At 66.3% G+C, this 26,154-nt stretch carries 29 protein-coding genes and 1 pseudogene; 8 read left to right on the forward strand and 22 right to left on the reverse strand.

Annotated elements, in window-relative coordinates:
• Nucleotides 1–80: 80 nt before the first annotated feature.
• The 9 genes from VJV41_RS26370 to VJV41_RS26410 all read right to left on the reverse strand — a co-directional run bounded on the left by VJV41_RS26370 (nt 81) and on the right by VJV41_RS26410 (nt 9,606).
• The gene (locus tag VJV41_RS26370) at nt 81–491 is read right to left on the reverse strand and encodes a DUF2752 domain-containing protein (RefSeq protein ID WP_325338776.1); all 411 of its coding nucleotides are present in this window, start codon (nt 489–491) and stop codon (nt 81–83) included.
• Nucleotides 481–909, reverse strand: coding sequence for an NINE protein (locus tag VJV41_RS26375; protein WP_325338778.1), 429 nt, complete (start codon nt 907–909; stop codon nt 481–483). Before VJV41_RS26375 ends, VJV41_RS26370 begins: the two co-directional genes overlap by 11 nt.
• 81 nt (nt 910–990) lie before the next feature.
• Complete coding sequence (locus VJV41_RS26380; RefSeq protein ID WP_325338780.1) at nt 991–2,454, reverse strand: HNH endonuclease signature motif containing protein; 1,464 nt, start codon at nt 2,452–2,454, stop codon at nt 991–993.
• A gap of 65 nt (nt 2,455–2,519) precedes the next feature.
• A complete protein-coding gene (lgt, locus tag VJV41_RS26385) occupies nt 2,520–4,526 on the reverse strand; it encodes a prolipoprotein diacylglyceryl transferase (protein WP_325338782.1) in 2,007 nt (668 codons plus the stop codon).
• Nucleotides 4,523–5,311 (reverse strand): tryptophan synthase subunit alpha, encoded by a 789-nt coding sequence (gene trpA / locus VJV41_RS26390; protein ID WP_325338783.1) that lies wholly within the window; start codon nt 5,309–5,311, stop codon nt 4,523–4,525. Before trpA ends, lgt begins: the two co-directional genes overlap by 4 nt.
• Nucleotides 5,308–6,567, reverse strand: a complete 1,260-nt coding sequence (gene trpB / locus VJV41_RS26395; protein ID WP_325338785.1) for a tryptophan synthase subunit beta — start codon at nt 6,565–6,567, stop codon at nt 5,308–5,310. Before trpB ends, trpA begins: the two co-directional genes overlap by 4 nt.
• A gap of 35 nt (nt 6,568–6,602) precedes the next feature.
• Nucleotides 6,603–7,418: an indole-3-glycerol phosphate synthase TrpC gene (trpC, locus tag VJV41_RS26400; protein WP_325338787.1), complete on the reverse strand. Its 816-nt coding sequence runs from the start codon at nt 7,416–7,418 to the stop codon at nt 6,603–6,605.
• Nucleotides 7,419–7,489: 71 nt separating this feature from the next.
• Nucleotides 7,490–8,077, reverse strand: coding sequence for a TIGR02234 family membrane protein (locus VJV41_RS26405; RefSeq protein ID WP_325338789.1), 588 nt, complete (start codon nt 8,075–8,077; stop codon nt 7,490–7,492).
• Nucleotides 8,074–9,606 (reverse strand): anthranilate synthase component I, encoded by a 1,533-nt coding sequence (locus VJV41_RS26410; RefSeq protein ID WP_325338831.1) that lies wholly within the window; start codon nt 9,604–9,606, stop codon nt 8,074–8,076. Before VJV41_RS26410 ends, VJV41_RS26405 begins: the two co-directional genes overlap by 4 nt.
• Nucleotides 9,607–9,701: 95 nt before the next feature.
• Here VJV41_RS26410 and VJV41_RS29020 point away from each other — a divergent pair, with 95 nt between their 5' ends.
• From VJV41_RS29020 to VJV41_RS26425, 3 genes are all read left to right on the forward strand, one after another.
• Nucleotides 9,702–9,905, forward strand: coding sequence for a hypothetical protein (locus tag VJV41_RS29020; RefSeq protein WP_414685060.1), 204 nt, complete (start codon nt 9,702–9,704; stop codon nt 9,903–9,905).
• Nucleotides 9,906–10,199: 294 nt separating this feature from the next.
• A complete protein-coding gene (locus tag VJV41_RS26420; protein WP_325338791.1) occupies nt 10,200–10,664 on the forward strand; it encodes a peroxiredoxin in 465 nt (154 codons plus the stop codon).
• Complete coding sequence (locus VJV41_RS26425) at nt 10,661–11,461, forward strand: ABC transporter ATP-binding protein (protein ID WP_325338793.1); 801 nt, start codon at nt 10,661–10,663, stop codon at nt 11,459–11,461. Before VJV41_RS26420 ends, VJV41_RS26425 begins: the two co-directional genes overlap by 4 nt.
• Here VJV41_RS26425 and VJV41_RS26430 read toward each other — a convergent pair.
• From VJV41_RS26430 to hisD, 9 genes are all read right to left on the reverse strand, one after another.
• Nucleotides 11,458–12,246, reverse strand: coding sequence for an SDR family NAD(P)-dependent oxidoreductase (locus VJV41_RS26430; RefSeq protein WP_325338795.1), 789 nt, complete (start codon nt 12,244–12,246; stop codon nt 11,458–11,460). The two genes, VJV41_RS26425 and VJV41_RS26430, sit on opposite strands and share 4 nt — an antisense overlap.
• Before the next feature lie 105 nt (nt 12,247–12,351).
• Nucleotides 12,352–12,699 carry a phosphoribosyl-AMP cyclohydrolase gene (gene hisI / locus VJV41_RS26435; RefSeq protein ID WP_325338797.1) on the reverse strand — a complete coding sequence of 116 codons (348 nt, stop codon included), beginning with the start codon at nt 12,697–12,699 and terminating at the stop codon, nt 12,352–12,354.
• Entirely contained in the window at nt 12,699–13,472 is a 774-nt protein-coding gene (gene hisF, locus VJV41_RS26440; protein WP_325338799.1) for an imidazole glycerol phosphate synthase subunit HisF, read from the reverse strand. The genes hisI and hisF overlap by 1 nt, the downstream gene beginning before the upstream one ends.
• Entirely contained in the window at nt 13,472–14,287 is an 816-nt protein-coding gene (locus VJV41_RS26445) for an inositol monophosphatase (protein WP_325338801.1), read from the reverse strand. Before VJV41_RS26445 ends, hisF begins: the two co-directional genes overlap by 1 nt.
• A complete protein-coding gene (gene priA, locus VJV41_RS26450) occupies nt 14,287–15,021 on the reverse strand; it encodes a bifunctional 1-(5-phosphoribosyl)-5-((5-phosphoribosylamino)methylideneamino)imidazole-4-carboxamide isomerase/phosphoribosylanthranilate isomerase PriA (RefSeq protein ID WP_325338803.1) in 735 nt (244 codons plus the stop codon). The genes VJV41_RS26445 and priA overlap by 1 nt, the downstream gene beginning before the upstream one ends.
• 9 nt (nt 15,022–15,030) lie before the next feature.
• Complete coding sequence (gene hisH / locus VJV41_RS26455; RefSeq protein WP_325338833.1) at nt 15,031–15,660, reverse strand: imidazole glycerol phosphate synthase subunit HisH; 630 nt, start codon at nt 15,658–15,660, stop codon at nt 15,031–15,033.
• 8 nt (nt 15,661–15,668) lie between these two features.
• Nucleotides 15,669–16,277: an imidazoleglycerol-phosphate dehydratase HisB gene (gene hisB, locus VJV41_RS26460; RefSeq protein ID WP_325338805.1), complete on the reverse strand. Its 609-nt coding sequence runs from the start codon at nt 16,275–16,277 to the stop codon at nt 15,669–15,671.
• Nucleotides 16,274–17,416, reverse strand: a complete 1,143-nt coding sequence (locus tag VJV41_RS26465; RefSeq protein WP_325338835.1) for a histidinol-phosphate transaminase — start codon at nt 17,414–17,416, stop codon at nt 16,274–16,276. Before VJV41_RS26465 ends, hisB begins: the two co-directional genes overlap by 4 nt.
• Before the next feature lie 26 nt (nt 17,417–17,442).
• Nucleotides 17,443–18,756 (reverse strand): histidinol dehydrogenase, encoded by a 1,314-nt coding sequence (gene hisD, locus VJV41_RS26470; protein ID WP_325338837.1) that lies wholly within the window; start codon nt 18,754–18,756, stop codon nt 17,443–17,445.
• 116 nt (nt 18,757–18,872) lie between these two features.
• On the opposite strand from hisD, the gene VJV41_RS26475 reads away from it, so the two are divergent.
• Both VJV41_RS26475 and VJV41_RS26480 read left to right on the forward strand, forming a co-directional pair.
• Complete coding sequence (locus tag VJV41_RS26475; protein WP_325338807.1) at nt 18,873–19,283, forward strand: nitroreductase family deazaflavin-dependent oxidoreductase; 411 nt, start codon at nt 18,873–18,875, stop codon at nt 19,281–19,283.
• Nucleotides 19,284–19,304: 21 nt separating this feature from the next.
• Nucleotides 19,305–19,943, forward strand: coding sequence for a LysE family transporter (locus VJV41_RS26480; protein WP_325338809.1), 639 nt, complete (start codon nt 19,305–19,307; stop codon nt 19,941–19,943).
• Here VJV41_RS26480 and VJV41_RS26485 read toward each other — a convergent pair.
• Complete coding sequence (locus tag VJV41_RS26485; RefSeq protein WP_325338810.1) at nt 19,933–21,537, reverse strand: CocE/NonD family hydrolase; 1,605 nt, start codon at nt 21,535–21,537, stop codon at nt 19,933–19,935. The genes VJV41_RS26480 and VJV41_RS26485 overlap by 11 nt on opposite strands.
• Before the next feature lie 71 nt (nt 21,538–21,608).
• Complete coding sequence (locus VJV41_RS26490; RefSeq protein WP_325338811.1) at nt 21,609–22,241, reverse strand: maleylpyruvate isomerase family mycothiol-dependent enzyme; 633 nt, start codon at nt 22,239–22,241, stop codon at nt 21,609–21,611.
• 31 nt (nt 22,242–22,272) lie between these two features.
• Here VJV41_RS26490 and VJV41_RS26495 point away from each other — a divergent pair, with 31 nt between their 5' ends.
• Nucleotides 22,273–22,722 carry a MarR family winged helix-turn-helix transcriptional regulator gene (locus VJV41_RS26495; protein ID WP_325338814.1) on the forward strand — a complete coding sequence of 150 codons (450 nt, stop codon included), beginning with the start codon at nt 22,273–22,275 and terminating at the stop codon, nt 22,720–22,722.
• Here the strand turns inward: VJV41_RS26495 and VJV41_RS26500 are convergent.
• Entirely contained in the window at nt 22,709–23,737 is a 1,029-nt protein-coding gene (locus VJV41_RS26500; RefSeq protein WP_325338816.1) for a zinc-dependent alcohol dehydrogenase, read from the reverse strand. The two genes, VJV41_RS26495 and VJV41_RS26500, sit on opposite strands and share 14 nt — an antisense overlap.
• Before the next feature lie 64 nt (nt 23,738–23,801).
• Here VJV41_RS26500 and VJV41_RS26505 point away from each other — a divergent pair, with 64 nt between their 5' ends.
• Complete coding sequence (locus tag VJV41_RS26505) at nt 23,802–24,392, forward strand: TetR/AcrR family transcriptional regulator (RefSeq protein WP_325338818.1); 591 nt, start codon at nt 23,802–23,804, stop codon at nt 24,390–24,392.
• Between the two features lie 111 nt (nt 24,393–24,503).
• Here VJV41_RS26505 and VJV41_RS26510 read toward each other — a convergent pair whose 3' ends face one another.
• Nucleotides 24,504–24,953 (reverse strand): hypothetical protein, encoded by a 450-nt coding sequence (locus VJV41_RS26510; RefSeq protein WP_325338820.1) that lies wholly within the window; start codon nt 24,951–24,953, stop codon nt 24,504–24,506.
• A gap of 288 nt (nt 24,954–25,241) precedes the next feature.
• Between VJV41_RS26510 and VJV41_RS26515 the strand changes: the two are divergent.
• Nucleotides 25,242–26,154 (forward strand): annotated as a pseudogene (locus VJV41_RS26515) (hypothetical protein); the annotation flags it as partial.

Genomic DNA, 26,154 nt, shown 5'->3' on the forward strand with positions numbered 1-26,154 from the left:
AACGCACCTCCGCAGTCCTGAAAATCTTTGTCCGGGACTGCACCGGCCCGGTTGTCGAGTGTATCAGCGCGGCTGCGGAACTACCCTCCGAACAGGGTCGGGACCAGCGGGAACCCCGGGAGATTCCGTACCACCGTCCAGGTGAAGGCAGCGACGACAATCACGACCCACGCAGGCCTAGGCATCAACGATTGCCCGCGACGCCACCGCACGAGAAGCCATGCGGCCAGCAGAGGCAGGCCGACGAGCAGGAAGATGTTGTCGACGACGGCGGCCGCGAGGTCGCCGTGCAGAACGTCGTGGGTCATCCGCAGCCCGCCGCAGGCGGGGCAGTTCAACCCGGTCAGCGCCTTGAAGGGGCAGACCGGGAAGACGAAGTCCCGGCTGTGCGGATCGCCGAGCCCGACGTAGGCGAGCCCGCCCGCCAGCACAGCGCCCGTCCCGAGCGCACCGTACAGCCGTCCCCGGCTTGTGGTGGCGCTATGTGCCATCGCGGAGGGGACGCCCCTCTGGGTCGCGGACCTTGTCGGTGAGCAGCAGGACAGCGTCGACGATGCCCCAGATGATGGCGCCCAGACCACACGTGACGATCCCGACGACCAGCTGCGCGATGCCCAGCCCGGTGTAACCGAGGTAGATGCGGCCGATGCCGACGAGGCCGAATAGCCCGAGCAACTGGAGCAGCCCGGCAACGACCTTGGACTTGTCGGACAGCGGCTCACCGGTCAGTGGATGACGGCCATAGGGCGCAGCAGGATCGGTGTATGCCGGCGGATATTGGCCCACCGGTGGCGGGTACTGGTTTTGCGGCCCGTACTGCCCGGGCGGAGGCGGGTAGGGCGGCGGATAGCCAGGCTGCTGCGGAGGCGGTGTTCCACCCTCGCTGCCACTGAACTGCGGCTCGGTCATGGCACTCAGCATGCCAGAGTTGCACGTCCGGTCGTAAGTAAGGAAAACCCGCCAATTTGTTGGCGTCCGCGGGTGTTCGGACTAGAACGGCGGCGGCTCGCCGTCCGCCTCACGGGGAGGCATGGGGTCGGTGTAGAAGGCATCTCGCGCTTTTTGGCGGGCCTCCCGCGCTTCGCGGTTCTGCCGACGTTCGGCTTCGATGCGTCGCGCCCGGTTCTGCGCGCGGGTGCGCCTCCGGGTGGGCATCATCGCCGCCCGGTCGCCGCACCTGTCTTGGGTCGTCGGTGTTGGAACCTCGAGCTCCCCGGTGGGGACGCACAAATTCGGGAACAGCAGCGCACTACCTGGTGTGGTCACGTAGGTCTGGCCATCGGGAAGTGTCCAAATCAGCGTGCCGTCGGGCAACTGTCGATCGCGCCAACCCCAAAACGTCTTGGCCAGATGGTGTTTCCTGCATTTGCACGACATATTCGATGCATGAGTGAGGCCGCCCTCGGCGTACGGAATCACATGATCGATGTCGCACTCGCTGGCCGGCACGTCGCAACCAGGTGCCCGGCACGTCAAGTCTCGGCAGCGGATGAACTCGGCCAGCTTGGCTGAGGGCACGTAGCCGGGCTCTGGCGGAGCGTCGGCCGGGTTGAACAGCGGCCGCACCTTCGCCGACGCCGCCAGCGCCGCAACCAGATCAGCCGGAATCAGATCGTCGCCGCCGACGAGGTAGCCGGGAGCATCGGACCGGCCCTCGACCGTGGCTTGATCGGCGATCACGTGCACTACGACGTTCGAAGCCCGCTTCTTCCCAGCAGGGCAATCGCTGTTGCCGCACTGACAGCCCAGACTGTCGGCCCGCGCCGCGAGCGCGCCCATCGCATCCGAACGTCGTTGGTTCACCGTCCGCGGATCGTCCGCGCACACCGTGGCAGCCAGCGCATCCAACCGTTGCGCGAGCAAATGCCCATCGGTGGCGAATACGGTGCCGTAGATCGAGGCAATTCCGTCGCCGGAATCCGTCACCGAAACGTCGCGTTCCTCGACGCGCTCCTTGCGTCGACGCACTGCGTCCTGGTCGGCCTTCGCGACGATGCGATCGACCTCGCGGGCCAACTTTCCTTGACTGAGCGACGTCCACCGGCCTGCGCGCGACGCGAGCTGGCCATCCACGACGGCCAGCGTGTCGGGGTCGGTGATCAGATCGGTCCGGTACACGACGGTCTGGAACAGTCGATAATCAACGTCGCCGGCGGACAACACCATTCCCAACAGCGGCAGCCGTTCGTGCATGGCCCGCGCGAAGCGCACATAGCTGTTTGCCAAACCCAGGCTTATCGCCTGCGCAGCAGCCACCTCGGCGGCCACCTCGTCGAGAGTGTCGATAGCCCAGGTTTCGGCGGCGCCATGCTGGCGCAGACGGACTCGGTAGAGCCGCCAGATCGCACCGAGGCGCTGTGCCACCGCTTTCGTCTCGGCGCGAGCGGCCACCCGCACCTCATCGAGGAGCGCGGCGGGCTGCGCCGTCATGGGTGGTTCCAGCAACTCGAACATACGTACGAGTCTAGTGCAGCCGGCCGACCACCTAGCTCCAATTTTTCGGCCTGTGGATAACTCCGTCAGCGATTGCGGCGCAGCCAGCGGCCGAGGCGTCGGCGGGACTCCGGGGCCGGCTCGGTCGAGACCGTTTCAATCGTGACCGTGGCTTGGTCCTGGGTTTCGAGCACGCCCGTGCTGGGCTCCTCATCGGCGGCCGCATCGGCTTCCTCGACCACCGCTTCTTCTGCCTCGGCGGCTTCTTCCTCGGATGGCTCGGCTTCGACGGCCTCTCCTACCGCGGCTTCGGCGTCTTCCGTGTCCGGTTCGTCGGGCTCGTCGGCTGGCTCGGCTTCGACAGCCTCATCAACCGCGGCTTCGGCGTCCTGGGTCTCCGACTCATCGGGCTCGGACTCTTCAGCCTCGGAAGCGACCTCCTCCGCCACGGCCTCGGCCTCTTCAGTGGCTTCTACCGCCGCCTCGTGCGCCTCTGGTGCGGCTTCCTGGGCGTCTTCCGCGTCCTCGCCCTCGACCGCGCCGACACCGGCAACGGGCTCAGCTTCGTCAGATCCCGCAGGCTGATCGGCGCCATCTGCTTCGGCCATCTTCATGGTCATGCGATAGAGGTGCCCCTCGACGGTGCGCAGCGACACAGTCAGTCGCTCGGCAATCTCCTGATTCGACAGCCCTTCCTCGACCAGCTTCGCGATCTCCGCTTCCCGGGAGGTCAATGCCGGACTGACATCCTCAGCCGGCTCATCAGGTTTGTCTTGCTCTTCGGCTGCCTCGGCGGCCGCTTCCTGGGCGTCTTCGGCAGCCTCGACAGCAGCCTCGTGAGCCTCGGGCGCGGCGGCCTCAGCTTCAGCAGCCTCCTCCGGCTCGATGGCGCCCACGCCACCCTCGTCCGACGGCGTTTCCGGCGCGGCGGCCTCAGCTTCAGCAGCCTCGGATTCGGGCTCAGCTTCTTCATCGCCTTCTGCCGCGAACTCCTCGGCCTCTTCGATGTCCTCCGACGGCGGCTCGGCGACGTCATACGCAAGCTCTTCGGCTTTTCCTGCCGCCTCGGACTTCGTCTCGGTCTCGTCGCCCGCAACGGCCTTGGCGTCTTCGTCCTCCGCTTCGCCAGCCGCCTTGGCAGCCGCGACTACTCCGCTCGTCGCGCCGACCGTCGTCAGCTCCTTGACGAACTCCTCGACAGCCGTGTCTTCCCGTTCTTCAGCTTCCTTCGGCGTACCACGCAGCGACGCCGGGTCCTCCCGACCCTTGGGCGCCACCATGACGTACACCACCGCGCCGATGAACACGAACGTCGACGTGAACGAGTTGATCCGAATACCCGCGATGTGTGTGGCCACATCGCTGCGCATCAACTCGATCCAGAAACGGCCAAGGCAGTAGCCCGCCACGTAGATCGCGAACAGCCGACCATGGCCAATCTTGAATCGCCGGTCGAGATAGATCAGCGCCGCGAAAACCAGGAGATTCCAGAGTAATTCATACAGGAACGTCGGGTGGTAGACGTCTACCACCTGCCCCGTCGACACGCCGTTCAGATTGTCGAGCACACCGCTGGCATCGCGCCGCTCATATATCTGCAGGCCCCACGGCAGCGTCGTCGGGCGCCCGAACAGCTCCTGGTTGAAGTAGTTGCCTATCCGGCCGATCGCCTGGGCCAAAATGATTCCCGGTGCGATCGCGTCGCCGAACGCGGGCAGCGGAATCCCCTTGCTGCGACAGCCAATCCACGCACCGACGCCGCCCAGTGCGACCGCACCCCAGATGCCGAGGCCGCCGTCCCAGATCCGGAACGCTCCGGCAAGACCCGCGCCATCCTCACCGAAATATGTTCGCCAGTCGGTGATCACGTGGTACAGCCGGCCGCCGATCAGCCCGAACGGCACCGCCCACAACGCGATGTCGTAGATGACGCCCGGCTCGCCGCCCCTGGCCGCCCAGCGCCGGTCGCCGAGCACCAGCGCGACGACGATGCCGACGATGATGAAAAGCGCGTACGCACGGATCGGCACCACTCCGATATGCCAAACACCCTGAGACGGGCTCGGAATGTAGGCAAGAACTGTCGTTGTCACGCGGTAATCCTCTGCCGCACACCGTCGGCGAGCTCCTCGGTCAGCGCCCGCACCGCTCCGATTCCATCCTTCAACGCCGAGACCAACGCCGAACCCACAATCACCCCGTCCGCGTAAGCGCCGATCTGCGCCGCTTGTTCGCGCGACCGCACACCCAACCCGACACCGACTGGAATGTCCGATAGCGCCTTTACCCGGCTCACCAATTCTGGCGCGGCCACCGACACCGCGTCACGCGCGCCAGTGACCCCCATGGTCGATGCGGCGTAGACGAATCCGCGTGAAGCCTCAACGGTGGCCGCTAGGCGCTCGGGTGTCGAGGACGGCGCCACCAAGAAAATGCGGTCCAGGTTGTGGGCGTCGGAAACCTGCAGCCACTCGTCGGCCTCGTCCGGAATCAAGTCTGGTGTGATCATCCCGAGCCCACCGGCTGATGCGAGATCACGCGCGAACGTGTCGATGCCCTTGCGCAGCACCGGGTTCCAGTAGGTCATCACGACGGCCCGTCCGCCGGCATTGCTGATCGCCTCGACCGCCGTCAGCGCATCGCGAACCTTCACCCCGCCATGCAACGCAGCTTCTGTCGCCGCAGCGATAACGGGCCCATCCATCCCGGGATCCGAATACGCGATGCCGACTTCGATGATGTCGCAGCCGGATTTGACCATCGCCGTCATCGCCGTGATCGACGTCGGCACATCGGGAAATCCGGTCGGCAGATAGCCGATCAGCGCCGAACGCCCTTCGGCGCGGCAGGTATCGAACAAACCCGCAAGGCGGCTCATGACTTGCCGTCCAACAGCCCGAACCACTTCGCTGCCGTCTCCACGTCCTTGTCGCCACGGCCGGACATATTCACCAAGACGATCGCGCCACGACCCAGCTCCTGACCAAGCTTCAACGCCCCCGCCACCGCGTGCGCCGACTCGATCGCCGGGATGATGCCCTCGGTGCGGCACAGCAACGAGAACGCGTCCATCGCTTCGACGTCGGTGATCGGCCGGTACTCGGCTCGGCCGGTGTCCTTCAGGAACGCATGCTCAGGACCGACCCCGGGGTAATCCAAACCCGCTGAGATCGAATGGGATTCGATGGTCTGCCCGTCGTCGTCCTGCAGCAGATACGAGAATGAGCCTTGGAACGCTCCGGGTGAACCTCCGGTGAAAGTCGCTGCGTGCCGACCTGTCTCGACACCGTCGCCGGCCGCCTCGAAGCCCACCAGCCGCACGCCCGGATCGTCGATGAACGTGTGGAAGATACCGATCGCGTTCGACCCACCGCCTACACATGCGGTCACCGCATCGGGGAGACGACCGGCCTGATCGACGATCTGCACCTTCGCTTCCAGCCCGATCACCCGCTGGAAATCGCGCACCATCGTCGGGAACGGATGCGGGCCTGCCGCCGTGCCGAAGCAGTAATACGTATTGTCGGCGTTCGTCACCCAGTCGCGGAACGCCTCGTTGATCGCGTCCTTCAGAGTCTTCGAGCCTGCCTCGACCGACACCACCTCGGCGCCAAGCAGACGCATCCGTGCCACGTTCAACGCCTGTCGCGCGGTGTCGATGGCGCCCATGTAGACCACGCACTCCAGACCGAGAAGCGCGCATGCTGTCGCCGTCGCTACCCCATGCTGTCCGGCGCCGGTCTCGGCGATCACCCGGGCCTTGCCCATCTGCCGCGCGAGCAGCGCCTGGCCCAGCACGTTGTTGATCTTGTGAGATCCAGTGTGGTTGAGGTCTTCTCGCTTCAGGAAGATCCGCGCACCGCCGGCATGCTCACTGAGCCGGGAAGCTTCATACAACGGCGACGGCCGCCCGCTGTAGTGCCGTTGAAGCCGGTCCAACTCATCGAGAAACGCTTGGTCCCCGCGTGCCTTCTCATATGCCGCGGTGACCTCTTCGATGACGGCCATCAGCGCCTCGGGAACGAATCGCCCTCCGTAGACACCGAAATGGCCACGGGCGTCGGGGTCGTGCACCGTGGGCTCGGCGACGGCAGCGCTGGAACGCGGCAGCTCAGGACCGGCGAGATCGGCCATCAGTGAATCTCTTCGCGCAAGCGGCTCATCGCCAGTCAGCGTGAAGGTTTCGGACAGGACGGATGTGTGCCTGCGGTGACCAGATCGGCAACGGCGCTGCGGGGATCACCACTGGTGACCAGTCCCTCACCGACGAGTACCGCGTCGGCACCAGCGCCTGCGTAGGCGAGGAGATCTGCCGTTCCGCGCACACCGGACTCCGCGATCCGGATGACGTTGCTCGGTAGCCCAGGTGCGATGCGCGCGAAGCAATCTCGATCGACGTGCAGCGTCTTGAGATCGCGCGCGTTGACACCGATGACGGTAGCGCCGGCCTGCAGCGCGCGGTCGGCCTCCTCTTCGGTGTGCACCTCGACGAGCGCGGTCATGCCCAGCGACTCCGTGCGGTCGAGCATCGATACCAGAGCCGACTGCTCGAGTGCGGCGACGATCAGCAGCAGCATGTCTGCGCCGTGCGCGCGCGCCTCATGAATCTGATACGGCCTCACGATGAAGTCCTTGCGCAGCACCGGAATTGACACCGCGGCGCGCACGGCATCGAGATCGTCGAGCGAGCCGTTGAACCGGCGCTGTTCGGTGAGCACGCTGATGACGCGCGCGCCGCCGTCCTCGTATGCATGTGCGAGCTTGGCCGGGTCGGAGATCGACGCCAGTTCGCCGCGCGACGGGCTCGCCCGCTTCACTTCGGCGATCACCCCGATGCCCGGTTCACGCAGCGCGGCCATCACGTCCAGCGGCGCTGGCGCGTCCTTGGCCATCTGCTTGATTTCCGGCAGCGGAACGACGGCCTCGCGAGCGGCAACGTCGGCGCGGACTCCCTCGATGATGGAGTCGAGCACGGTCGCCGTCATACCCCTCGCTGTCCTTCCCGTGAGCGCGCTTGATCTTCATCGAAGGGTAGCCGCCAGCACAGCACCATCTGTCACCGACCCTTGTTGTCCGGATTGGCCGTGTCTTGGGTGGGATCGGAGCCCTCGTCAAGGGCGTCCCAGATCATCCGCTCCGACATCGCATCGCCTGCTTCTTCCGCCGGCGAACTGGCCCGTCGCTGATAGCGCACAGCGCGTCGGTTGGCCGCCGACCGCATCAGCATCACCGCACCGGCCAGCGTGGCCACCGCCGCGACCAACGTGACCACGGCACCCCAGTCGTACCGCTGCGTGCCGACCAGGTTCGCCACAGGGACGTTGGCCAGATGGCAGGCCCGCACTGCCACGTCGCGGATCACCCACAGGCTGATCGCCAGATACGCCATACCCGCGCTCGCGGCCGCGACGAGCACCGCCAGCAATCGCAGCGGCCAGCCACGCACCGCCAGCGCCGCGATCGCGGCCGCGGCCAGCAGCAGCGCAAGCGGGACCAGCGCCGTCGACCATGTTGCGCCGTTCAGCGCTGCAGTCTTCGGCTGCCCGAGCCCGTCGAACGACGTCACCTCGACCCACGTCAGCCGGGATGCCGCCCACAGCGCCGCAGCGGCGAGGACGAGGACCAGTTGGGCGATGCGAATCACGGCTCGGTCAGCGTTTCCGCAGCGGCGATCGCATTCAGCACCGCGCGGGCCTTGTTCGCCGCCTCGGTGTACTCGTAGGGGCCGTTCGAGTCGGCCACGACTCCCCCGCCTGCCTGCACATATGCGGTGCCGTTGCGCATCAGCGCGGTGCGGATCGCGATTGCGAAGTCGGCGTTGCCTGCGAAGTCCAGATAGCCCAGCACGCCGCCGTACAGGCCGCGCCGCGTCTTCTCGACCTCCTCGATGAGCTCCATCGCCCGCACCTTCGGCGCGCCGGACAGGGTGCCGGCCGGGAAGCACGCAGTGACAGCGTCAAGCGCAGTCTTGTCGTCGGCGAGCTCGCCGTGCACCGTCGACACGATGTGCATGACGTGGCTGTAGCGCTCGATGTGGCTGTAGTCCTCGACTCGCACGGTGCCGGGCCTGCAGACCCGGCCCAGGTCGTTGCGCCCCAGGTCGACGAGCATCAGGTGCTCGGCCCGCTCCTTGTCGTCGTGCAGCAGCTCCTTCTCGAGCAGCAGGTCCTCTTCCTCGGTCTGCCCGCGCCAGCGCGTGCCGGCGATCGGATGCGTCGACGCTCGGCCGTCCTTCACCGTCACCAGCGCCTCGGGGCTGGAGCCGACGATCGAAAAGTCCAGTTCGCCAGCATCATTGGGCACATTGAGCAGATACATGTACGGGCTCGGGTTGGACACCCGCAGCATCCGGTACACATCAAGAGGATCTGCGCGGGTCGTCATCTCGAAGCGCTGCGACGGCACGACCTGGAACGCCTCGCCCGCCTCGATGTCGCCGACGAGCTTCTCGACGATGCGCGTGTACTCCTCAACCGTGCGCTGTGCACGGTGCAGCGGCTCCGGTCGGCTGAACGTCGCGACCGTCGAGGGCAGGTGCTCGGACAGCGCCGCGGTCATCACATCGAGGCGCTTCACCGCGTCGTCGTAGGCCCAGTCGACGCGCTCGTCGGTGCCGTTCCAGTTCACCGCGTTGGCGATCAGCGTGATCGTGCCCTCGTGGTGGTCGACGGCGGCGATGTCGGTGGCCAGCACCAGCAGCATGTCCGGCAGCCCGAGGTCGTCAACCACCAAGGCCGGCAGCCGCTCCAGCCGTCGGACCATGTCGTATGCAAAGAACCCGACCAGGCCGCTCGACAGCGGCGGCAAGCCCGGCAATGGCTCGGTTTTCAGCAGCTCGAGCGTCGCGGCCAGCGCCTTCACCGGATCACCACCGTGAGGCGCGTCCTGTGGGGTGACACCCAGCCACACCGCCTCGCCGTCGCGGACCGTCAGCGCCGACGGGGCGCCCGCGCCAATGAACGACCACCGCGACCACGAGCGCCCGTTCTCGGCCGACTCCAGCAAGAACGTTCCGGGCCGGTTGGCGGCCAGCTTGCGGTACGCCGACAGCGGAGTCTCACTGTCGGCCAGCACCTTGCGGGTCACCGGCACCACGCGGTGCTCGGCGGCCAGCGCCCGGAAGTCCTCGCGCGAGGTGGTGATGGCGAGGTTGGCGGTCGCCCCGGCGGGCAGGAGCGAAGCGACCGGGGAATGTGGTTGCACGGGTCAATCCTCCCAGACGCGTCCCAGGGGGCGAGGACGACGCAGGCGTCAGCGGAGTGGTGAGCATGACCGGCGACTACGGCATGAACCGCGGCGTGCGGCCCCGGTGCTCGTTCGCGGCGTGGACCGTGAACGGATGGAGGACCGGATCGCGGCGTGTTGGCGTCGACGTGCCACCCCCGATCGTCGTCGAGTGGAGAACGGGAAACCGCACCGGAACGTTGCCGAGCGAACCCCGCGGCAACCACCCTCCGGTACCGCAGATCTGATCCAGAGCCGCGGCAGCGCGGGGCTTCCTACCAGCTCGCCGAAGGGACCTTCGCCGGTCATGTCGGACGCCCAGCGTACGGGCACCGACCAGCGTTCTGGATCGTCAGGCGACAGGCCCAGCTGTCGCCACAGGACTGTCCGCGCCGCATCGGCGGCACGGCGTGACGCCGCCTGCTCGACCTTGATAGAGCCGTCGGTCATGAAGGCGTCGAGATCCAGCATCGGGCCGAGGCTTTCATTCAAATGCTGCCCAGGGCCAACGATTTTCGACCTGCGGCGTAGCGTAGACGGCCATGAAGCGTGGTGACCGCGTAGCCGAATTCGAATTGCCGGACCAGACGGGCAAGGTGCGAAGCCTCACAGAGCTGCTCGCCAACGGCCCGATCGTGTTGTTCTTCTATCCTGCCGCGATGACGCCGGGCTGCACCAAGGAAGCGTGCCACTTCCGCGATCTGGCGTCGGAGTTCGCCGCCGTGGGTGCGAGCAGGGTGGGCATCAGCGCGGATCCTGTTGAGAAACAAGCGAAATTCGCCGAGCAACAGAAATTTGATTACCCGCTACTCTCGGACACCGAGGGCACCGTCGCTACGCAGTTCGGCGTCAAACGGGGGCTGCTCGGCAAGCTGATGCCGGTCAAGCGGACCACCTTCGTCATCGATACCGATCGCACGGTGCTCGACGTGATCGCGAGCGAGTTCAGCATGGACACCCACGCAGACAAGGCGCTGGAGGTGCTGCGCCAGCGGCAGTCCGCGTGACGCGGGTTCTGCGGCTGGCCGACGTCACGTTCCGCCGCGACGGCAAACAGATCATCGACGGCATCTCGCTGACCGTGCACGCCGGCGAGCACTGGGCGTTGCTCGGCCCCAACGGCGCAGGCAAGAGCACGCTGCTGGGCTTCTGTGCGGCTGTCATGTTTCCCACGTCGGGGACGGTGCACATCCTCGGAGAGCAGATGGGCCGCATCGACCTGGCGCGGCTGCGCCATTCGATCGGCCACGTGAATCCGCGGCATCGCCTGCAATACCCGCTGACCGTTCGTGAGGTGGTGCTCACCGGCATCACCGCGACCATCGACATTCCGAACCGCTGGACGCCGACCGCCGAGGAGCGTGACCGCGCCGACGCGATGATCGAAACAGTGGGCCTCTCCCGCAAAGCGGATGACGTCTGGCCGACGTTGTCGCACGGCGAACGGGGTCGGACTCTTATTGCGCGCGCATTGATTTCGGAGCCTCAGCTGTTGCTGCTCGACGAACCCACAACGGGCCTCGACGTGGCCGCGCGTGAGCAATTGTTGGAAACCATCGACACGCTCGATGAGACGCATCCCGAGGTGGCGTCGATTCTGGTCACTCATCATCTCGAGGAGCTGCCGACCACCACGACGCATGCGTTGTTGATCGCCGAAGGGCGGACGGTGGCCAGCGGTTCAGCACGTGAGACCTTGACGACCGACAACGTCACTGCCGCGTTCGCGCATCCCGTCGAAGTTCGTTACGACGACGGCCGGTGGATCGCCCGGACGAAGGCCACTCGCATCATCGACGTCTAGGGCGTGCCCAGGGTGCCTGCGGTGAAACACGATGTGCGCCCGCCGTCGACGACGAGATTCGCCCCGGTGATGTAGGCCGCCTCGTCGGACAGCAGGAACGCAACGGCCGCCGCGATGTCCCCCGGTTGCCCGATGCGGCCAAGTGGAATGGTCGACTCATTCTCGGTGCGTTCCCGTGCAGGGTCGGGCGCGGCGTCGAATTCAGCCAACAGCATTGGCGTTTCGGTGGTGCCCGGCGAGATGCTGTTGACGCGAATTCCGTGCGGTGCGAGTTCGGCGGCAAAGGCGCGCGTCATCGCGAGCACGCCGCCCTTGGTCGCGGTGTAGCCGACGTAGCCGCCTTGGCCGAGGATGCCGAGCTCCGATCCAGTGAGAACGACGGCCCCGTAACCGGCTGGGACCATCCGCCGCGCGGCCTCGCGCACAACGTAGAAACTGCCGGACAGATTGACGTGCAGCTGCCGCAGCCAGTCGTCGTCGTGCAGCGATATCGCGGGGCCGACGATCGAGATGCCGGCGTTGCTGAAGACGGCCGAGACGGGACCGAGTGTTTCGGCGTGCTCGAACGCGGCGGATACCTCGCGAGAATCCGCTACATCCGTCGGCACCGCGAGCGCGGCAGATCCGGTGGCGCGGCACTCCTCTGCGGCCGTATCCAGATCGTCGCCAGGTAGCGCGACAAGCACCACGGCCGCACCCTCCTGCGCGAGGCGAAGCGCGGTAGCGCGGCCGATTCCTGAGCTGGCGCCAGTGACAAGGGCAACGCGATCGGCGAAGCGAGACATCGTCACAGTCTGGGGTCCCCACAACACATTCGCCGAACGTTCCTTACCGCTCGAAAAAATCGCCAAATGTCGAGTGGTAAGGAACGTTCGTCGCGGCGACGGCGCTTAATCCTCCGCGCCGAGCAACAGGTCCGCGTCGAAGCAGGTGTGGTCGCCGGTGTGGCATGCCCCGCCGACCTGGTCGACTTCCAGCAGCACGGTGTCGCCGTCGCAATCCAGCCGCACCGAATGCACGTGCTGAGTGTGGCCCGAAGTCTCGCCCTTGACCCAGTGCTCTTGCCGCGACCGCGAGTAGTAGGTGGCCTTGCGCGTCTCCAGCGTGCGAGCCAGTGCGATGTCGTCCATCCACGCCACCATCAACACCTGCCCGGTGCCACGCTCCTGCACGACCGCCGTGAACAGTCCGTTCGCGTCGCGTTTGAGCCGCGACGCAATGCCTGCGTCGAGCGTCATTACCGCACCACGATCCCTTCTGCCGCCATCGCCGCCTTCACCTGGCCGATCGTCAGCTCCCGGAAGTGGAACACGCTGGCGGCCAGCACGGCGTCGGCGCCTGCAACAACTGCCGGCGCGAAATGTTCCACCGCACCGGCGCCGCCGCTCGCGATCACGGGGACGGAGACCGCGCCACGGACCGCGCGCAGCATCTTCAAGTCGAATCCGGCCTTGGTGCCGTCGTAGTCCATGGAGTTCAGCAGGATCTCGCCGACACCGAGTTCCGCGCCGCGCGTGGCCCACTCGACCGCGTCGATGCCGGTGCCGCGACGCCCGCCATGCGTGGTGACCTCCCAGCCCGACGGTGTCGGTGGCTCACCTTGCGGCACGGTACGGGCGTCGACCGACAGCACGATGCACTGCGACCCGAACTGGCGCGACAACTCGGCCAGCAGCTCCGGTCGGGCGATCGCGGCGGTGTTGACCGACACCTTGTCGGCACCGGCCCGCAGCAGCGCGTCGACGTCCGCGACGGACCTGACCCCACCGCCAACCGTCAGCGGAATGAAAACCTGCTCGGCAGTGCGCTTGACGACTTCGAGCATCGTCGCGCGGCCTGACGACGATGCCGTCACGTCCAGAAACGTCAGCTCGTCGGCGCCCTCCGAGTCATAAGTTGCGGCCAGTTCGACGGGATCGCCTGCGTCACGCAAGTTTTCAAAGTTGACACCTTTGACCACCCGGCCTGCGTCGACGTCGAGGCACGGGATGATGCGCACTGCGACATCCATCAGTAACTCCCCGGATCGCCGACGGTCTGCAGAACATCCATGATGTCGCTGTGTACGCCGGGAAGCCCCGCTAGCGCCGACTTCGACTCAGGTGTCCAATCGTTGCCTTGCAGATCGGTGACGACCCCACCTGCGGCACGGATCAGCGCAACCCCGGCCGCATGGTCCCAAACATGGTGTCCGAAACTGATTGCGCCACCGAGTATTCCAGCTGCGGTGTAGGCCAGATCGACACCGGTCGCGCCATGCATCCGCATTCTGTTGCACTGGCGGCTGAGGTGTTCCAGTAGCGCTATCCGGTAGCGGCCGGGGAACCGCCCGCGTGAGTCGACGTTGAAGGTGCCGACGCCGACCACGCATTCGTTGAGCCTGGCCGGCTTGAGCGGCGGTTGCGCAACACCGTTGAAGTGCAAGGACTTTCCCACCACAGCGGTGTAGCGCTGGTCAGTGAACGGCAGCCAGGTCAGGCCGGCGACCGGCTCGCCGTCACGCAGCAGCGCAAGCAGGATCGCCGCGGTTGGCAGGCCTGCGGCGTAATTGAACGTGCCGTCGATCGGGTCGAGCACCCACACCAATGGCGAATCGACATCCGCGCCGCCGAACTCCTCGCCGTGCACCTCGATGCCGGTTTGTTCGGTGAGAGCCGCCACGACCTGACGCTCAATGGCGAGGTCCACCTCGGTGGCGAAGTCGTTGCCTTTCTTCTGTACCGCCGAGTCGGCGCGATGACCCTCGATAAACGGCTTGGCGGCGACGTCCAGAATCTCGGCGGCGGTGGCGACCAGCGCGTCCAGGTCCGCGGCGTCGGGCGCCATTACTCGCCTACCGCAGCGAGCGCCTCTGGCAGTGTGAATCGTCCGGCGTACAACGCCTTTCCGATGATCGCCCCCTCCACCCCACGGTCGACGAGCGTGGCGATCGCGCGCAGGTCGTCGAGGCTCGACACACCGCCGGAGGCGATCACCGGGGCATCGGTGCGTTCGGTGACATTGGTGAGCAGCTCGAGGTTTGGCCCGTTCAGGGTACCGTCCTTGGTGACGTCGGTGACGACGAAGCGCGAACATCCTTCGCGGTCAAGGCGTTCCAGCACATCCCACAGGTCGCCGCCGTCGGTTTCCCAACCGCGACCCCGCAGGCGGTGCTCACCGTCGACGATCTTGACGTCCAGACCGACGGCCACCTGATCGCCATGGTCGGCGACGATCTTGGCGCACCACTGCGGGTTTTCCAGCGCAGCGGTGCCGAGGTTGACCCGTGCGCAGCCGGTGGCGAGTGCGGCTTTGAGCGACTCGTCGTCACGGATACCGCCCGAGAGTTCGACCGCGACGTCGAGTTTGCCGACGACTTCGGCAAGCAGTTCGCGGTTGCTGCCGCGGCCGAATGCGGCGTCCAGGTCGACGAGGTGGATCCACTCGGCGCCGTCGCGCTGCCAGGTCATGGCGGCGTCGAGTGCCGAGCCGTATTCGGTTTCGCTGCCGGCCCGGCCCTGCACGAGGCGCACGGCGCGACCCTCGACCACATCGACAGCGGGAAGAAGTACTAGTGACACGGGCTCAACCTAAAGGTCTCGGACCCAATTGCCCAAAAGCGCGGCGCCCGCGTCGCCGCTCTTCTCGGGGTGAAACTGGGTGGCGGACAGCGGCCCGTCCTCGACTGCGGCCAGGAACGGCACGTGGTGTGTGGCCCAGGTCAGCAGCGCGTCGGGATTGCCCTCCCACTGCTGAGCGGCATACGAGTGCACGAAGTAGAACCGAGTGTCGGGGTCGATGCCCTTGAACAGCCGAGTGCCCTCCGGAGCGTCGACGACGTTCCACCCCATATGCGGGATCACCGGGGCATCCAACCGGACCACGGCGCCCGGCCATTGACCGCAGCCCGTCGTCTGTTGGCCGAACTCCACGCCGCGCTCGAACAGGATCTGCATCCCGACGCACACGCCGAGAACGGGACGGCCCGCGGAGACGCGATCGGCGATGATCTTGTCGCCACTGATCTTTCGCAGCCCCGTCATACACGCCTCGAACGCGCCGACGCCGGGCACCACCAGACCGTCGGCGTTCATCGCGGCATCGACGTCGGCGGTCACCTCGACGTCGGCGCCGACGCGCTGCAGCGCCCGCTGTGCCGAGCGCAGGTTCCCCGAGCCATAGTCGAGGACGACGACACCGCGGCGGCGCCGCGAATGCACACTGCCTGTCACAGCGTGCCTTTGGTCGACGGCACGCCGCTGACGCGCGGGTCGTACTCGACAGCCTGGCGCAGCGCACGGGCGACCGCTTTGTACTGCGCCTCAGTGATGTGGTGCGGATCGCGGCCGTAGATCGTCCGCACATGCAGCGCGATGCGGGCGTTCATCGCGATGGTCTCGAAGACGTGCCGGTTGACCACCGTGTGGTAGGGCACCTCGGACCCGGCGATCGTGGTGTGCAGGAGGTGTTCCGGCTCGCCGGTGTGCACACAGTACGGCCTGCCGGAGACGTCGACGGCCGCGTGCGCGAGCGTCTCGTCCATCGGGATCCAGGCGTCGCCGAAACGGCGGATACCCTTCTTGTCGCCGAGCGCCTGCCCCAACGCCTGACCCAGCACGATCGCGGTGTCCTCGATGGTGTGGTGGCCCTCGATGTCGACGTCGCCCGCGGCTTTGATGCTCAGGTCGAAGCTGGCGTGGCTGCCCAGCGAGGTGAGCATGTGGTCGTAGAACGGGACGCCGGTGTCGACGGCGACGACGCCGGTGCCGTCGAGGTCGAGCTCGACGACGATGTCGGATTCCTTGGTCTTGCGTTCGATTTTCGCGCTACGGGTCACGGTGCTCCTACTGGTACGAGTTCGGTGGCGGCCAGGCGAGCGCTGGCGGCCAGCAGCGCGTCGTTCTCCTCGGCCAGGCCGGTGGTGGCACGCAGATATCCGGGGATGCCGACATCGCGGATCAAGATGCCCGCGTCCAGGTAGCGCTGCCAGGTTGCGGGTGCGTCGGCGAATTCGCCGAACAGCACGAAGTTCGCGTCGCTGGGGATCACGCGAAAGCCCATGCCGGTCAACGCTTCTGTGACACGTTCGCGCTCGGCGATCAGTTTCGCGACGCTGCCGAGCGTGTCGTCGGCGTGCCGCAGTGCAGCACGTGCGGCGGCCTGGGTGACACTCGACAGGTGATAGGGCAGCCGCACCAGCAGCATCGCGTCGATCACCGCAGGCGCGGCGATGAGGTAGCCGAGCCGGCCGCCGGCGAACGCGAACGCCTTGCTCATGGTGCGGGTGACGACGAGTTTGGTCGGATACTCGTCGATCAGCTTGACCGCACTGGGTTGTGACGAGAACTCGCCGTAAGCCTCGTCGAGGATCAAGATGCCGGTGCCCTGAGAAGACAGAGCGTCGAGCAGGCGGCGCAGCTCGTCGAGCGAAACGCTTTGTCCCGACGGGTTATTCGGGCTGGCGACGAACACGATGTCGGGAGCATGTTCCTTGATGGCCTGCACCGCGACGTCAGCATCGAGGCTGAAGTCGTCCGCCCGGTTGGCCACCAGCCACGCAGTCTGGGTGCCGTCGGAGATGATGGGGTGCATCGAGTACGACGGCACAAAGCCGATGGCACTGCGGCCTGGCCCGCCGAATGCCTGTAACAGCTGCTGCAGGATCTCATTGGAACCGTTCGCAGCCCACAGGTTTTCAACCGTCAACGGCGTGCCGGTCTGTGCGCTGAGGTACGCGGCCAGGTCGGCGCGTAAGGCCACCGCGTCGCGGTCGGGATAGCGGTGCAGGTCGCCTGCTACCGCCTGGACGGAGGCCGTCACATCATCGACGAGGGCCTTCGTCGGCGGATGCGGGTTCTCGTTGGTGTTGAGCCGCACCGGAACCTGAAGTTGCGGTGCGCCGTATGGCGATTTGCCGCGGAGGTCCTCGCGCAGCGGCAGATCGGCCAACGATACGGATTGTCCTACGGGCCCCATCTTCTGTTCTTCGCGCAAGCGGCTCATCACGCCTCGAACCTCCGACGGACCGCTTCGCCATGGGCGGGCAGATTCTCGGCCTGCGACAGCGTGATGACGTATCCGGATACATCTTTGAGAGCGGCCTCGTCGTACTCGACGACATGGATGCCCTTGAGGAACGTCTGAACGGACAGCCCGCTGGAATGGCGGGCACAGCCGGCCGTCGGCAGCACGTGGTTGGAGCCGGCGCAGTAGTCGCCGAGGCTCACCGGAGCGTAGGGGCCGACGAATATCGCGCCGGCAGAACGGATGCGGGACGCAACCCCTGCCGCGTCGGCCGTCTGGATTTCGAGATGCTCTGCGGCATAGGCGTTGACGACGCGGACGCCGGCGTCGATGTCGTCGACGAGCACAATCGCGGACTGCTTGCCGCTCAGCGCAGCGGTGACCCGTTCCCGATGCACCGTGGTCTCCAACTGATTGGCGAGTTCGCGATCGGTGAGGTCGGCGAGCCGCTCGTTGTCGGTGACCAACACGCTGGCGGCCATCTCGTCGTGCTCGGCTTGGCTGATCAAATCGGCGGCAACGTGCGCCGGATCGGCGGTGTGGTCGGCGAGGATCGCGATCTCGGTGGGGCCCGCCTCCGCGTCGATACCGACCTGCGAACGGCAGATCCGCTTGGCTGCGGTGACGTAGATGTTGCCAGGACCGGTGATCATGTCGACCGGGGCCAATTCGGAGCCGTCGGTGTCGGTGCCGCCATATGCCAGCAGCGCGATCGATTGCGCGCCGCCCACTGCCCACACCTCGTCGACACCCAGCAGCCGGGCTGCGGCGAGGATCGTCGGGTGCGGCAGTCCGCCGAACGCGGCTTGCGGCGGGCTGGCGATCACCAGAGAATCCACCCCCGCGGTCTGTGCGGGCACCACGTTCATCACCACGCTCGACGGGTAGACGGCGTTGCCGCCCGGCACGTAGAGGCCGACCCGCTCGACGGGCACCCAGCGCTCGGTGACCGTCGCGCCCGGTGCGAGCGTCGTCGTGGTATCGATGCGCCGCTGATCAGCATGGACGGTGCGAGCCCGCTCGATGGCGACCTCCAGCGCGGCGCGCACGTCGGACGGCAGAGCTTCGAGTGCGGCGTCCAACTCGCCGACTGGCACTCGGACGGCGGCCGGACGCACCCGATCGAACGATTCGCCGTACTCGAGCGCGGCCTGCGCACCCCGTTCAGCGACCGCGTCGACGATCGGCCGGACCCTGGGTACCACCGCGTCGACGTCGACCCCGCCCCGCGGCAGCGCGGCGCGCAACTGGGCGGCAGACAACGAGCTGCCACGCAGGTCGATTCGGGACATCTGAAAGGCGGCCATCTAGCCGATTGTCCCTGATCGGCGCAATCGAACAAAAATCGATTACCGCGGCCGTCCAGCAGGCGTTGCATGTACGGCCGACCCGGCTAGATTCATGAGTCATGAAGGCCAAAGATCACCCCAACAACGCGCCTGGCGTGCCCATGATCTTCCCGCCGGCGGTGGAGAACTTTCAGATCAAATACTTCAACCCGATGATCAAGCCAATCGCGCGTTTTCTACCTGGGATGGCGACGATCAAACACCGCGGTCGCAAGTCGGGTAAGCAATACGAGACCGTTGTGACCGCCTACCGGAAAGGCAACAGGGTGGCGATCGCGCTCGGCCACGGGAAAACCGACTGGGTCAAGAACGTGCTGGCCGCCGGCGAGGCCGATCTGCACTTCATCCGGCGAGACGTCCATCTCGTCAACCCCCGCATCGTGCCCGCCGGCGGCGAAGCAGAGGGGCTGCCTTTCATGGCTCGGCTGCAGGCGAATCGGGTCGGGACGTTCGTCGCCGATATCGCTTGACCGCGCTGACAGACTGACGCAATGGCGTGGGAAGTCTGGCTGACGTTCTTCGGCGCGGCGATCGCGATCAGCGTGTCACCGGGCGCGGGTGCGGTTCAATCGATGGCGACGGGCCTGACGCAAGGGGTGCGGCGCGGCTATTGGAGCATCCTGGGCCTGGAGATCGGGTTGATGCTGCAGCTTGCGCTGGTCGCAATCGGGCTGGGCGCGGCCGTCGCCAACTCGATTCTGGCGTTCAACATCATCAAGTGGATCGGGGTGGTCTACCTGGTCTACCTGGCCGTGCGCCAATGGCGCACCGCGACCGTCGACCTGCGGGACCAGCTCAGCAAGTCGATGGACGGCGGCCGGCTGTCGTTGGTGGTGCGGGGGTTTCTGGTCAATGCCACCAATCCCAAGGGGCTGGTCTTTTTCCTCGCGGTGCTGCCGCAGTTCGTTCTGCCGACGGCGCCGCTGCTCCCCCAATACGTCGCAATCGGCGCGACGATGGTTGCGGTCGATCTCGTCGTGATGGGTCTGTACACCGGCCTGTCCGCGCGGCTGCTGCGATGGCTGCACACACCGCGCAAGCAAACGCTCCTGAACCGGGTGTTCTCGGGACTGTTCGCCGCCGCGGCAGTGGTGCTCTCCCTGGTGCGCCGCGGCCCCGCTACCGCGTAGGCAGTATCACGGCCGACGGATGGGCCGGGTCGCGGTAGACGGCCTGGTCGGCGGCCTTGAGTGTGGCGGCTGTGACGAGAGGCTCGCCGGTGCCCGGGTTGCGGGCGTAGCGCGGGAACGCACCGCTGGAGACCTGGACGCGGATGCGGTGGCCAGCTTTGAAGCGATATGCGGTTGGCCACAGTCGCACAGTGGCGCAAGTGATTTCGTCGGCACCGGAGAGGCTGACCAGCCCGTCGCAGACGTTGTACGAATGGCCGCGCGGCTCGACATCGCAGAGCCTGACGAACACGTCCGCGTGGCGCAGGCTGGATCGGAACCAGATCTCGGCGGTGACGTCACCGATGATCTCAACGTCTCTATCCAGCACATCGGTGGTGAAGGTGAGCACATCCGGTCGCGCCTCCAGACGCCGGTTGTCGACACGGCCGGCGCCCCGCATCCGCATCAGCACACCGCCGACCGCAGGTGTGGGGTCAGATGGGTCATAGCGGTACCCGCAGGGCTCCGATTCGTCGGGCAACACAGTCGACAGAGACCCGTCGGGCTGAAGGTAGAAATGTTGTGGCGCATACCCTTTCGGCGGCCAGGCATCGAAGTCGCGCCACGCTTCCTCGCCCATCACGTACAGCCGCACCGGTGCGCGGGGTGGCGGCTCTTCGCCGCGCGCATGGGCCAGCCCGAACTCGAGGGACTCCCGGGTGATGAGCGGGTCCAGGGACATGTGCGTCCATGGGCCGACGGTGAGCCGCGCCGAGCGTCCCGCGTCCTGCAGGATCCGGAAGTCGCGCAGCTGGCCGGGCAGGAAGATGTCGTACCAGCCGCCGATCGAGCTCACCGGCACGGTGACGCCGGCAACCCGTTCGCGGTGGTCGATGCCCGACCACCGCGGGGAATCGGCGTCATGATTGAGGATGTCTTGGACGTAGCCGACACGGTGTCCGGTGGCGGCCACATCGGCCTCACGCAGCGGAAGCGTGGACATGGCTCGATCATTCTTCCGGCCGGAGAAAGGCTGCCGCAGTAGCGCGCCGCGACGCTCCTGGCCGTCGGTCATGATGCCCCACCTGAACGGTGTCTCCAGCGACATGCCGTCCTTGCGTAAGAATTCCAGCGTCAACGCGGATTCCGTCACCTGCGGGACCATCGCCTTGACCTGCGGCGGCAGTCGGTCAGCGACCGCCCATTGCACGTAACCGAGGTAGCTTCCGCCCAACAAGACCATCGACTCGCCGAACCATGGCTGCTTCACCACCCATTCGAGGGTCGCCAGGCCGTCGTCGCGCTCCTGTCGCATCGGATCAAAGGTCCCACCGGAGCCGAACGTGCCGCGGGTGCTGACGATCAGCACCTGGAATCCGCGCTCGGCCATCACTCGGCCCAAGGTCAGGCCGAACATTGCGGCCCTGCCATACGGCGACCGGTACAACGCGGTCGGCATCCCGTTGCCGCCGTCTCTCGGTGCCCACCGGTCGGCCAGGAGTTCGACGCCATCGGGCATGGGAACGCGAAGATCGCGTTGTCTCAATACGCTTCGCGTTATCGGCGGCGGCAGTTTCAGCAGGCGCTGGACGAGTCGGCTGGTGAGGTTCACGCCTCCACGGTAGGAGCCACGACCGATATGGCTTAGATGAGGCAACGGGACCTCGACCAACGGCACTGGGCCTAGAACCGACGGGCCAGTTCGTCGAGACCTCGTCCTCCGAGTTGTGCCAGCGCAGCAGGGCGTCCGGTCAAGACAAGCAAGAGCGCGGCGACGGGTCCAGCCACCTCGGGTCCGTCGCCTGCCGTCCAATCGATATCCGTTGCAACATAATGGAATTGCTTACGGTGACGTTTGACACCAAACGGCCAGCCCATTGTCCATACCCGCTCGACACCGGCACGGGCGGCGTCTTTGGGCATCGCTCTAGGGATTCCGAGCGGGATCGCGATGTCCTGGCCGTGCACGAGAATGTCGAAAAGAATGTTGCGGACGTTGGTCACTTTGGGCAGGCGTCGTGACGCTGCATGGGTGCGCAGTTCGGCCACCAGATCGGTGCCTGGCCGCTCCGCGTGACGCACCGAGAAATCGCGGTTGAGCTTGTGAAACCGGCCACCCGACCGCACACCCTCGACGACCATCGTCAACGGGCTCGGCGGCTGCGGTGCGAGCGCGACATGCGCAGCGACGTCCTTGACGCGCCAGCCCTCACACAGCGACGACGTATTCCACTCGTCATCGCTCAGCCCCTCCAGCATGGCCGCCAGGCTGAGGCGTTCCTGTTCGATGACCCGCCAACTCGTTTCGGCGTCCATGGTCCGGATAGTAGTCAGGTATCCTGACTATATGCAAGAGCCGGTGATCAACTTCGGGGTGCTGCTGTTCATTCCGTACCGGCATATGGAGAACCGCATTCTGCAGGCGATCAAGGACGCAGGATACGACGATGTGACCCTTGCACAGGCCCGGGTGTTCCAGCGCATCGCGCCCGGCGGTTCGAGGCTGACCGACCTGGCCGAGCAAGCCCAGATGACTAAGCAAAGTGTCGCCGGCCTGATCGATGAGCTGGAACGCATGCGCTACGTCCGCCGAGTCCCGGATCCAAATGACCGGCGGGCCAGGCTGATTCAAATCGACCGGCGCGGACGCGAGGCGGCGAAGGTGGCACAGGCCACGCACGACGATATCCAGGCCGAGTGGCGAGCTCACCTCGGCGCACGGCGCTTCCGTGAACTCAGTGACACGCTCGGACGGTTGCGAGCCCTCACGGATCCGTACGCCACTAACTCCGAATGAAGACGGTCTTTCCGATCATCGCCGGCCACGCCGTAGGAGCGTCCTCCCATGGCACGATCCGATCCACCGCGGGCATCAGATCGCAACCCGCAGCCAGTAATTCGAGAATGTCGGGAATGACGGCGCGCGCGTTGACGCGACCGGTTACGAAGTGCACGCCGCGGGTGTACATGGACAGGAGCGGCATGTCGACCTTGCCCTGGTAGTAGATCCCGGTGTCGGTGCAGACGCCGTCCGGCCATGTGGCGCGCAGTGCGGCCGACAGCAGATCGGGCTGGGCCGAGGTGTGCACAGTTATCGCGTAGGGGTCCCACGACTTGTCGGGCTTGAGCCGGTCATGCACTGTGGCGCCGAGCTTTTCGGCCGCGGCCAGGCGTTGTGGGTCGGTATCGACGTAGTCGACCCGCGCGCCATACGCGGCCGCGAACGCCGCAGCGTACAAACCGATCGATAGTCTGCCGGCCACCAGCACACGGCGGTCGGCCGGCTGGAGCGCGGCCAGATCGTCGCGGTAAGGACCGACCCCGCGCCAGCCGTCGGGAATGTTGTCCGACAACGACGCGATCGCAATCGGGTCGACGGTCTCGGGGACCGGCAGCAGCATCGCGTCGGCGTACGGCACCAGCACCATGTCCGCCATGAACCCACCGCCGTCCAGCCCCGCCAAGGGCGCCATCCCATACATCGCCATCAGGGGCAACGAATCGCATGACCCCGTGACGCCACGCCGGCACGCTCGACACGTTCCGCAGTTGATCTGAAACGGAACCACGACCCGATCCCCGGGCTGCACATCGCGGACCGCCTCGCCGACTGCGACGACTTCGGCGACACACTCGTGCCCGACGGCGTGTCCCGGTGGCATCGGCAGGCGTCCTTCGGCCACAGCCACGTCAAGGTCGCAACATGCGACCGCGAGTGGCCTGACGATGGCCTGCTCAGGCGCTGCGATTACCGGGTCGGGCGCCTCACGCCAGGCATAGTCACCGGCCGCCTCGAACATCAACTGCTGCATGACTGCACCTTTCTTTAGCGACCTTTCAACTATTCTTGAGTGACCATTCAAGTAAAGTCAAGGGATGCCCCGTCCCGATCGCAGTCGCGCCGCGTTAATCGACACTGCGGCCCTGCTGTTCCGCAGGCAGGGCTATGCCGCCACCGGGGTCAACCAAATCCTGGAGGCGGCCGACGTCAAGGCGGGCTCGCTGTATCACCACTTCCCCAATGGCAAGCAGGAACTCGCCGCCGCCGTAGTGGACACAGTCGGCGGCGGCATTGAGCGGCGGCTACGCACATTCCTCGACACCGGAGCTCCGGTCGCCGATATCGTCGACGGCTGGATCGACCTACTTGCCTCGGGCCTCGCCTCTGACCATCGCGACGGCTGCCCCGTCGAGCCGATCGCCACGGAGTCGGTGAATGCCAGCCCCCAGGCGCGCGACGCGTCCGCACGCGCCTTCGCAGGCTGGTGCGGTGCCGTCGCGGACCGGCTGCGCGCTGACGGCTGGCCGGAGGGGGACGCGACACAGACCGCCCTCGCGGTCATCGCTCTCATCGAGGGCGCGCTGATTCTGTCGCGGATTGCCGGCGACGCAACCGCGCTCGACGCCGCCAGGGCAGCGTCGCGCACCCTGCTCAGCCCGGCGACCGGAAGCCACGGCGCGAGCTAACTGCTCGCGCCGGCCATCCCGTCGCTCAATCGGACCACAATAAAATTTGCTCTGGCGTAAATATATGGTCCGATAGCACGTGGCGACGGAAGTTTGCTGATATCGGCTCGGCTATTTGCACATCTCCGTGATGGTGGCATTCGCTGAGTCCGCTTCTTTCAGTCGCGCGGCTTGAGCGGGCTCAGAGTTTTGCGCGCCGGATGTGGCGGCGGCACCGATGTCCAACAAGTTGTTGGCGAACTTGCGAATGGCGTCAGACAAGTCCGTCGGCGTTGCCGGATCAAGCCGGGCCAGCAGATACTCGCCGCCGTTGAACAGCGCCAGCCGGGCGTTGGCAGCGACCGCTAGCGAACCCGTCACATCATTCGGTCCGCCTTCGGGCTGCAAATTTGTGTTCAGGGAGACTCCTCGGCGAACAGTATCCATCGCGCCACATACCTTGACCTTTGCTTCTACACGCTGTGTATCGCTATACGACGGCGCCGCCGAGCCGCTATCCATCGAACGAAATAGTGCCCATCCCGCCAATGCGACAGCGACGACAGCAATGAGCAAAGTCATGAGGGATAGCGCTCGACCCCTGCCATTCGAGTCGGGGTAACGGTGGCCTTGGGAGGGTTCGCTCGATGATGAGTCCGGCATGGGGCGATAGTAACGGCGAGGCCCTCGACCCCAGTCATCCGCCCAGGCGAGTCCGCTATCTCGGTAGCGGGCCAAACGCTGCGAAATGTTTTCTTTGCAAATTCTTCTGAGTTGCTGTGATTTGCGACACTTTGGTGACAAGATGTTGCTCACCTGATGCAGTTGATTCGCTAGCAACAGGCAAGTTACAGGGGAGAGGGTCAGGCAATGGGGATTGCCAAGCAGAAGACAACGATCATCACCGCGGCCATGGCCGCGGGCGTTCTCGTCGCAGGTGGAACAACCGTCGTCGCGGAGAAGAGTGCAGACCCTGTAGCCAAACCGGCTCCGCAGGTCACGGTCGCTTCTCCGAACGTGGCGTTGATGGCCACACCGAACAGCCTTTTCGACGCCGTGGCGAGCGTGTTCTCGGGCGGTGCGTTCGGGCCGAGCGGCGGCTCGGCGGCAACTGCGGGCTCTGGAGCAAGCAGCGGCGGTGGGCCCGTCGGGCTTCCTGCTGCGGTGGCCGGGACCGGCGGCAGTTCCAGCGGCGGTAGTAGCGGTTCGGTGTCCCTGTTCGCCGCACCCACGATCCATCCCACATCCTCAGGTGCCTCGACCGGTGGCGGCGGACCGGTCACATCGCGCGTCGCGTCCCTCGCAGCACCGACCTCTGGTGGTCCGTCGCTTTTCGGGGCGAGTGACCCCTCGGCGTCCAGCCTGGCGTTCACTCCGACCGCAGCCACCCTGGTCGGCCCCTCTGATCTCGGCAGCCTGATCGGGGCCATCGTCGGGATCTTCATCAGCAACGGCACCGCTGAGCACCCTGACGCTGGGCTGTTGATCGGCAATGGCTTCGACGGCGCACCAGGTCAGAACGGTGGCAACGCCGGCTTCCTGTTCGGCAACGGCGGCGCGGGCGGCGCCGGCGTGGCCGGCATCAACGGCGGTGCAGGCGGTAACGGCGGCAATGGCGGCTTCCTAGGCAACGGCGGCGCAGGCGGCGCAGGCGCGTCCGCCGTCACCACCGACACGACCGCGCAAGCCGGCAATGGCGGCAAAGGCGGCAGCTCATTTGGTTTCGGCAACGGCGGCGCGGGCGGCGCCGGCGGCACCGCGACGAGCACGACCGGCGCCGCCA

It is taken from the genome of Mycobacterium sp. (assembly GCF_035274705.1).
In the GTDB taxonomy this organism is placed as follows: domain Bacteria; phylum Actinomycetota; class Actinomycetes; order Mycobacteriales; family Mycobacteriaceae; genus Mycobacterium.

Coding starts and splice junctions, on each gene's coding strand:
- VJV41_RS26370 (WP_325338776.1), bottom strand. CDS start 491: ATGGCACATAGCGCCACCACAAGCCGGGGACGGCTGTACGGTGCGCTC.
- VJV41_RS26375 (WP_325338778.1), bottom strand. CDS start 909: ATGACCGAGCCGCAGTTCAGTGGCAGCGAGGGTGGAACACCGCCTCCG.
- VJV41_RS26380 (WP_325338780.1), bottom strand. CDS start 2,454: ATGTTCGAGTTGCTGGAACCACCCATGACGGCGCAGCCCGCCGCGCTC.
- trpA (WP_325338783.1), bottom strand. CDS start 5,311: ATGAGCCGCCTTGCGGGTTTGTTCGATACCTGCCGCGCCGAAGGGCGT.
- trpB (WP_325338785.1), bottom strand. CDS start 6,567: ATGGCCGATCTCGCCGGTCCTGAGCTGCCGCGTTCCAGCGCTGCCGTC.
- trpC (WP_325338787.1), bottom strand. CDS start 7,418: ATGACGGCGACCGTGCTCGACTCCATCATCGAGGGAGTCCGCGCCGAC.
- VJV41_RS29020 (WP_414685060.1), top strand. CDS start 9,702: ATGACCGGCGACTACGGCATGAACCGCGGCGTGCGGCCCCGGTGCTCG.
- VJV41_RS26420 (WP_325338791.1), top strand. CDS start 10,200: ATGAAGCGTGGTGACCGCGTAGCCGAATTCGAATTGCCGGACCAGACG.
- VJV41_RS26430 (WP_325338795.1), bottom strand. CDS start 12,246: ATGTCTCGCTTCGCCGATCGCGTTGCCCTTGTCACTGGCGCCAGCTCA.
- hisI (WP_325338797.1), bottom strand. CDS start 12,699: ATGACGCTCGACGCAGGCATTGCGTCGCGGCTCAAACGCGACGCGAAC.
- hisF (WP_325338799.1), bottom strand. CDS start 13,472: ATGGATGTCGCAGTGCGCATCATCCCGTGCCTCGACGTCGACGCAGGC.
- VJV41_RS26445 (WP_325338801.1), bottom strand. CDS start 14,287: ATGGCGCCCGACGCCGCGGACCTGGACGCGCTGGTCGCCACCGCCGCC.
- VJV41_RS26465 (WP_325338835.1), bottom strand. CDS start 17,416: ATGGGGCCCGTAGGACAATCCGTATCGTTGGCCGATCTGCCGCTGCGC.
- hisD (WP_325338837.1), bottom strand. CDS start 18,756: ATGTCCCGAATCGACCTGCGTGGCAGCTCGTTGTCTGCCGCCCAGTTG.
- VJV41_RS26475 (WP_325338807.1), top strand. CDS start 18,873: ATGAAGGCCAAAGATCACCCCAACAACGCGCCTGGCGTGCCCATGATC.
- VJV41_RS26480 (WP_325338809.1), top strand. CDS start 19,305: ATGGCGTGGGAAGTCTGGCTGACGTTCTTCGGCGCGGCGATCGCGATC.
- VJV41_RS26490 (WP_325338811.1), bottom strand. CDS start 22,241: ATGGACGCCGAAACGAGTTGGCGGGTCATCGAACAGGAACGCCTCAGC.
- VJV41_RS26495 (WP_325338814.1), top strand. CDS start 22,273: ATGCAAGAGCCGGTGATCAACTTCGGGGTGCTGCTGTTCATTCCGTAC.
- VJV41_RS26500 (WP_325338816.1), bottom strand. CDS start 23,737: ATGCAGCAGTTGATGTTCGAGGCGGCCGGTGACTATGCCTGGCGTGAG.
- VJV41_RS26505 (WP_325338818.1), top strand. CDS start 23,802: ATGCCCCGTCCCGATCGCAGTCGCGCCGCGTTAATCGACACTGCGGCC.
- VJV41_RS26510 (WP_325338820.1), bottom strand. CDS start 24,953: ATGACTTTGCTCATTGCTGTCGTCGCTGTCGCATTGGCGGGATGGGCA.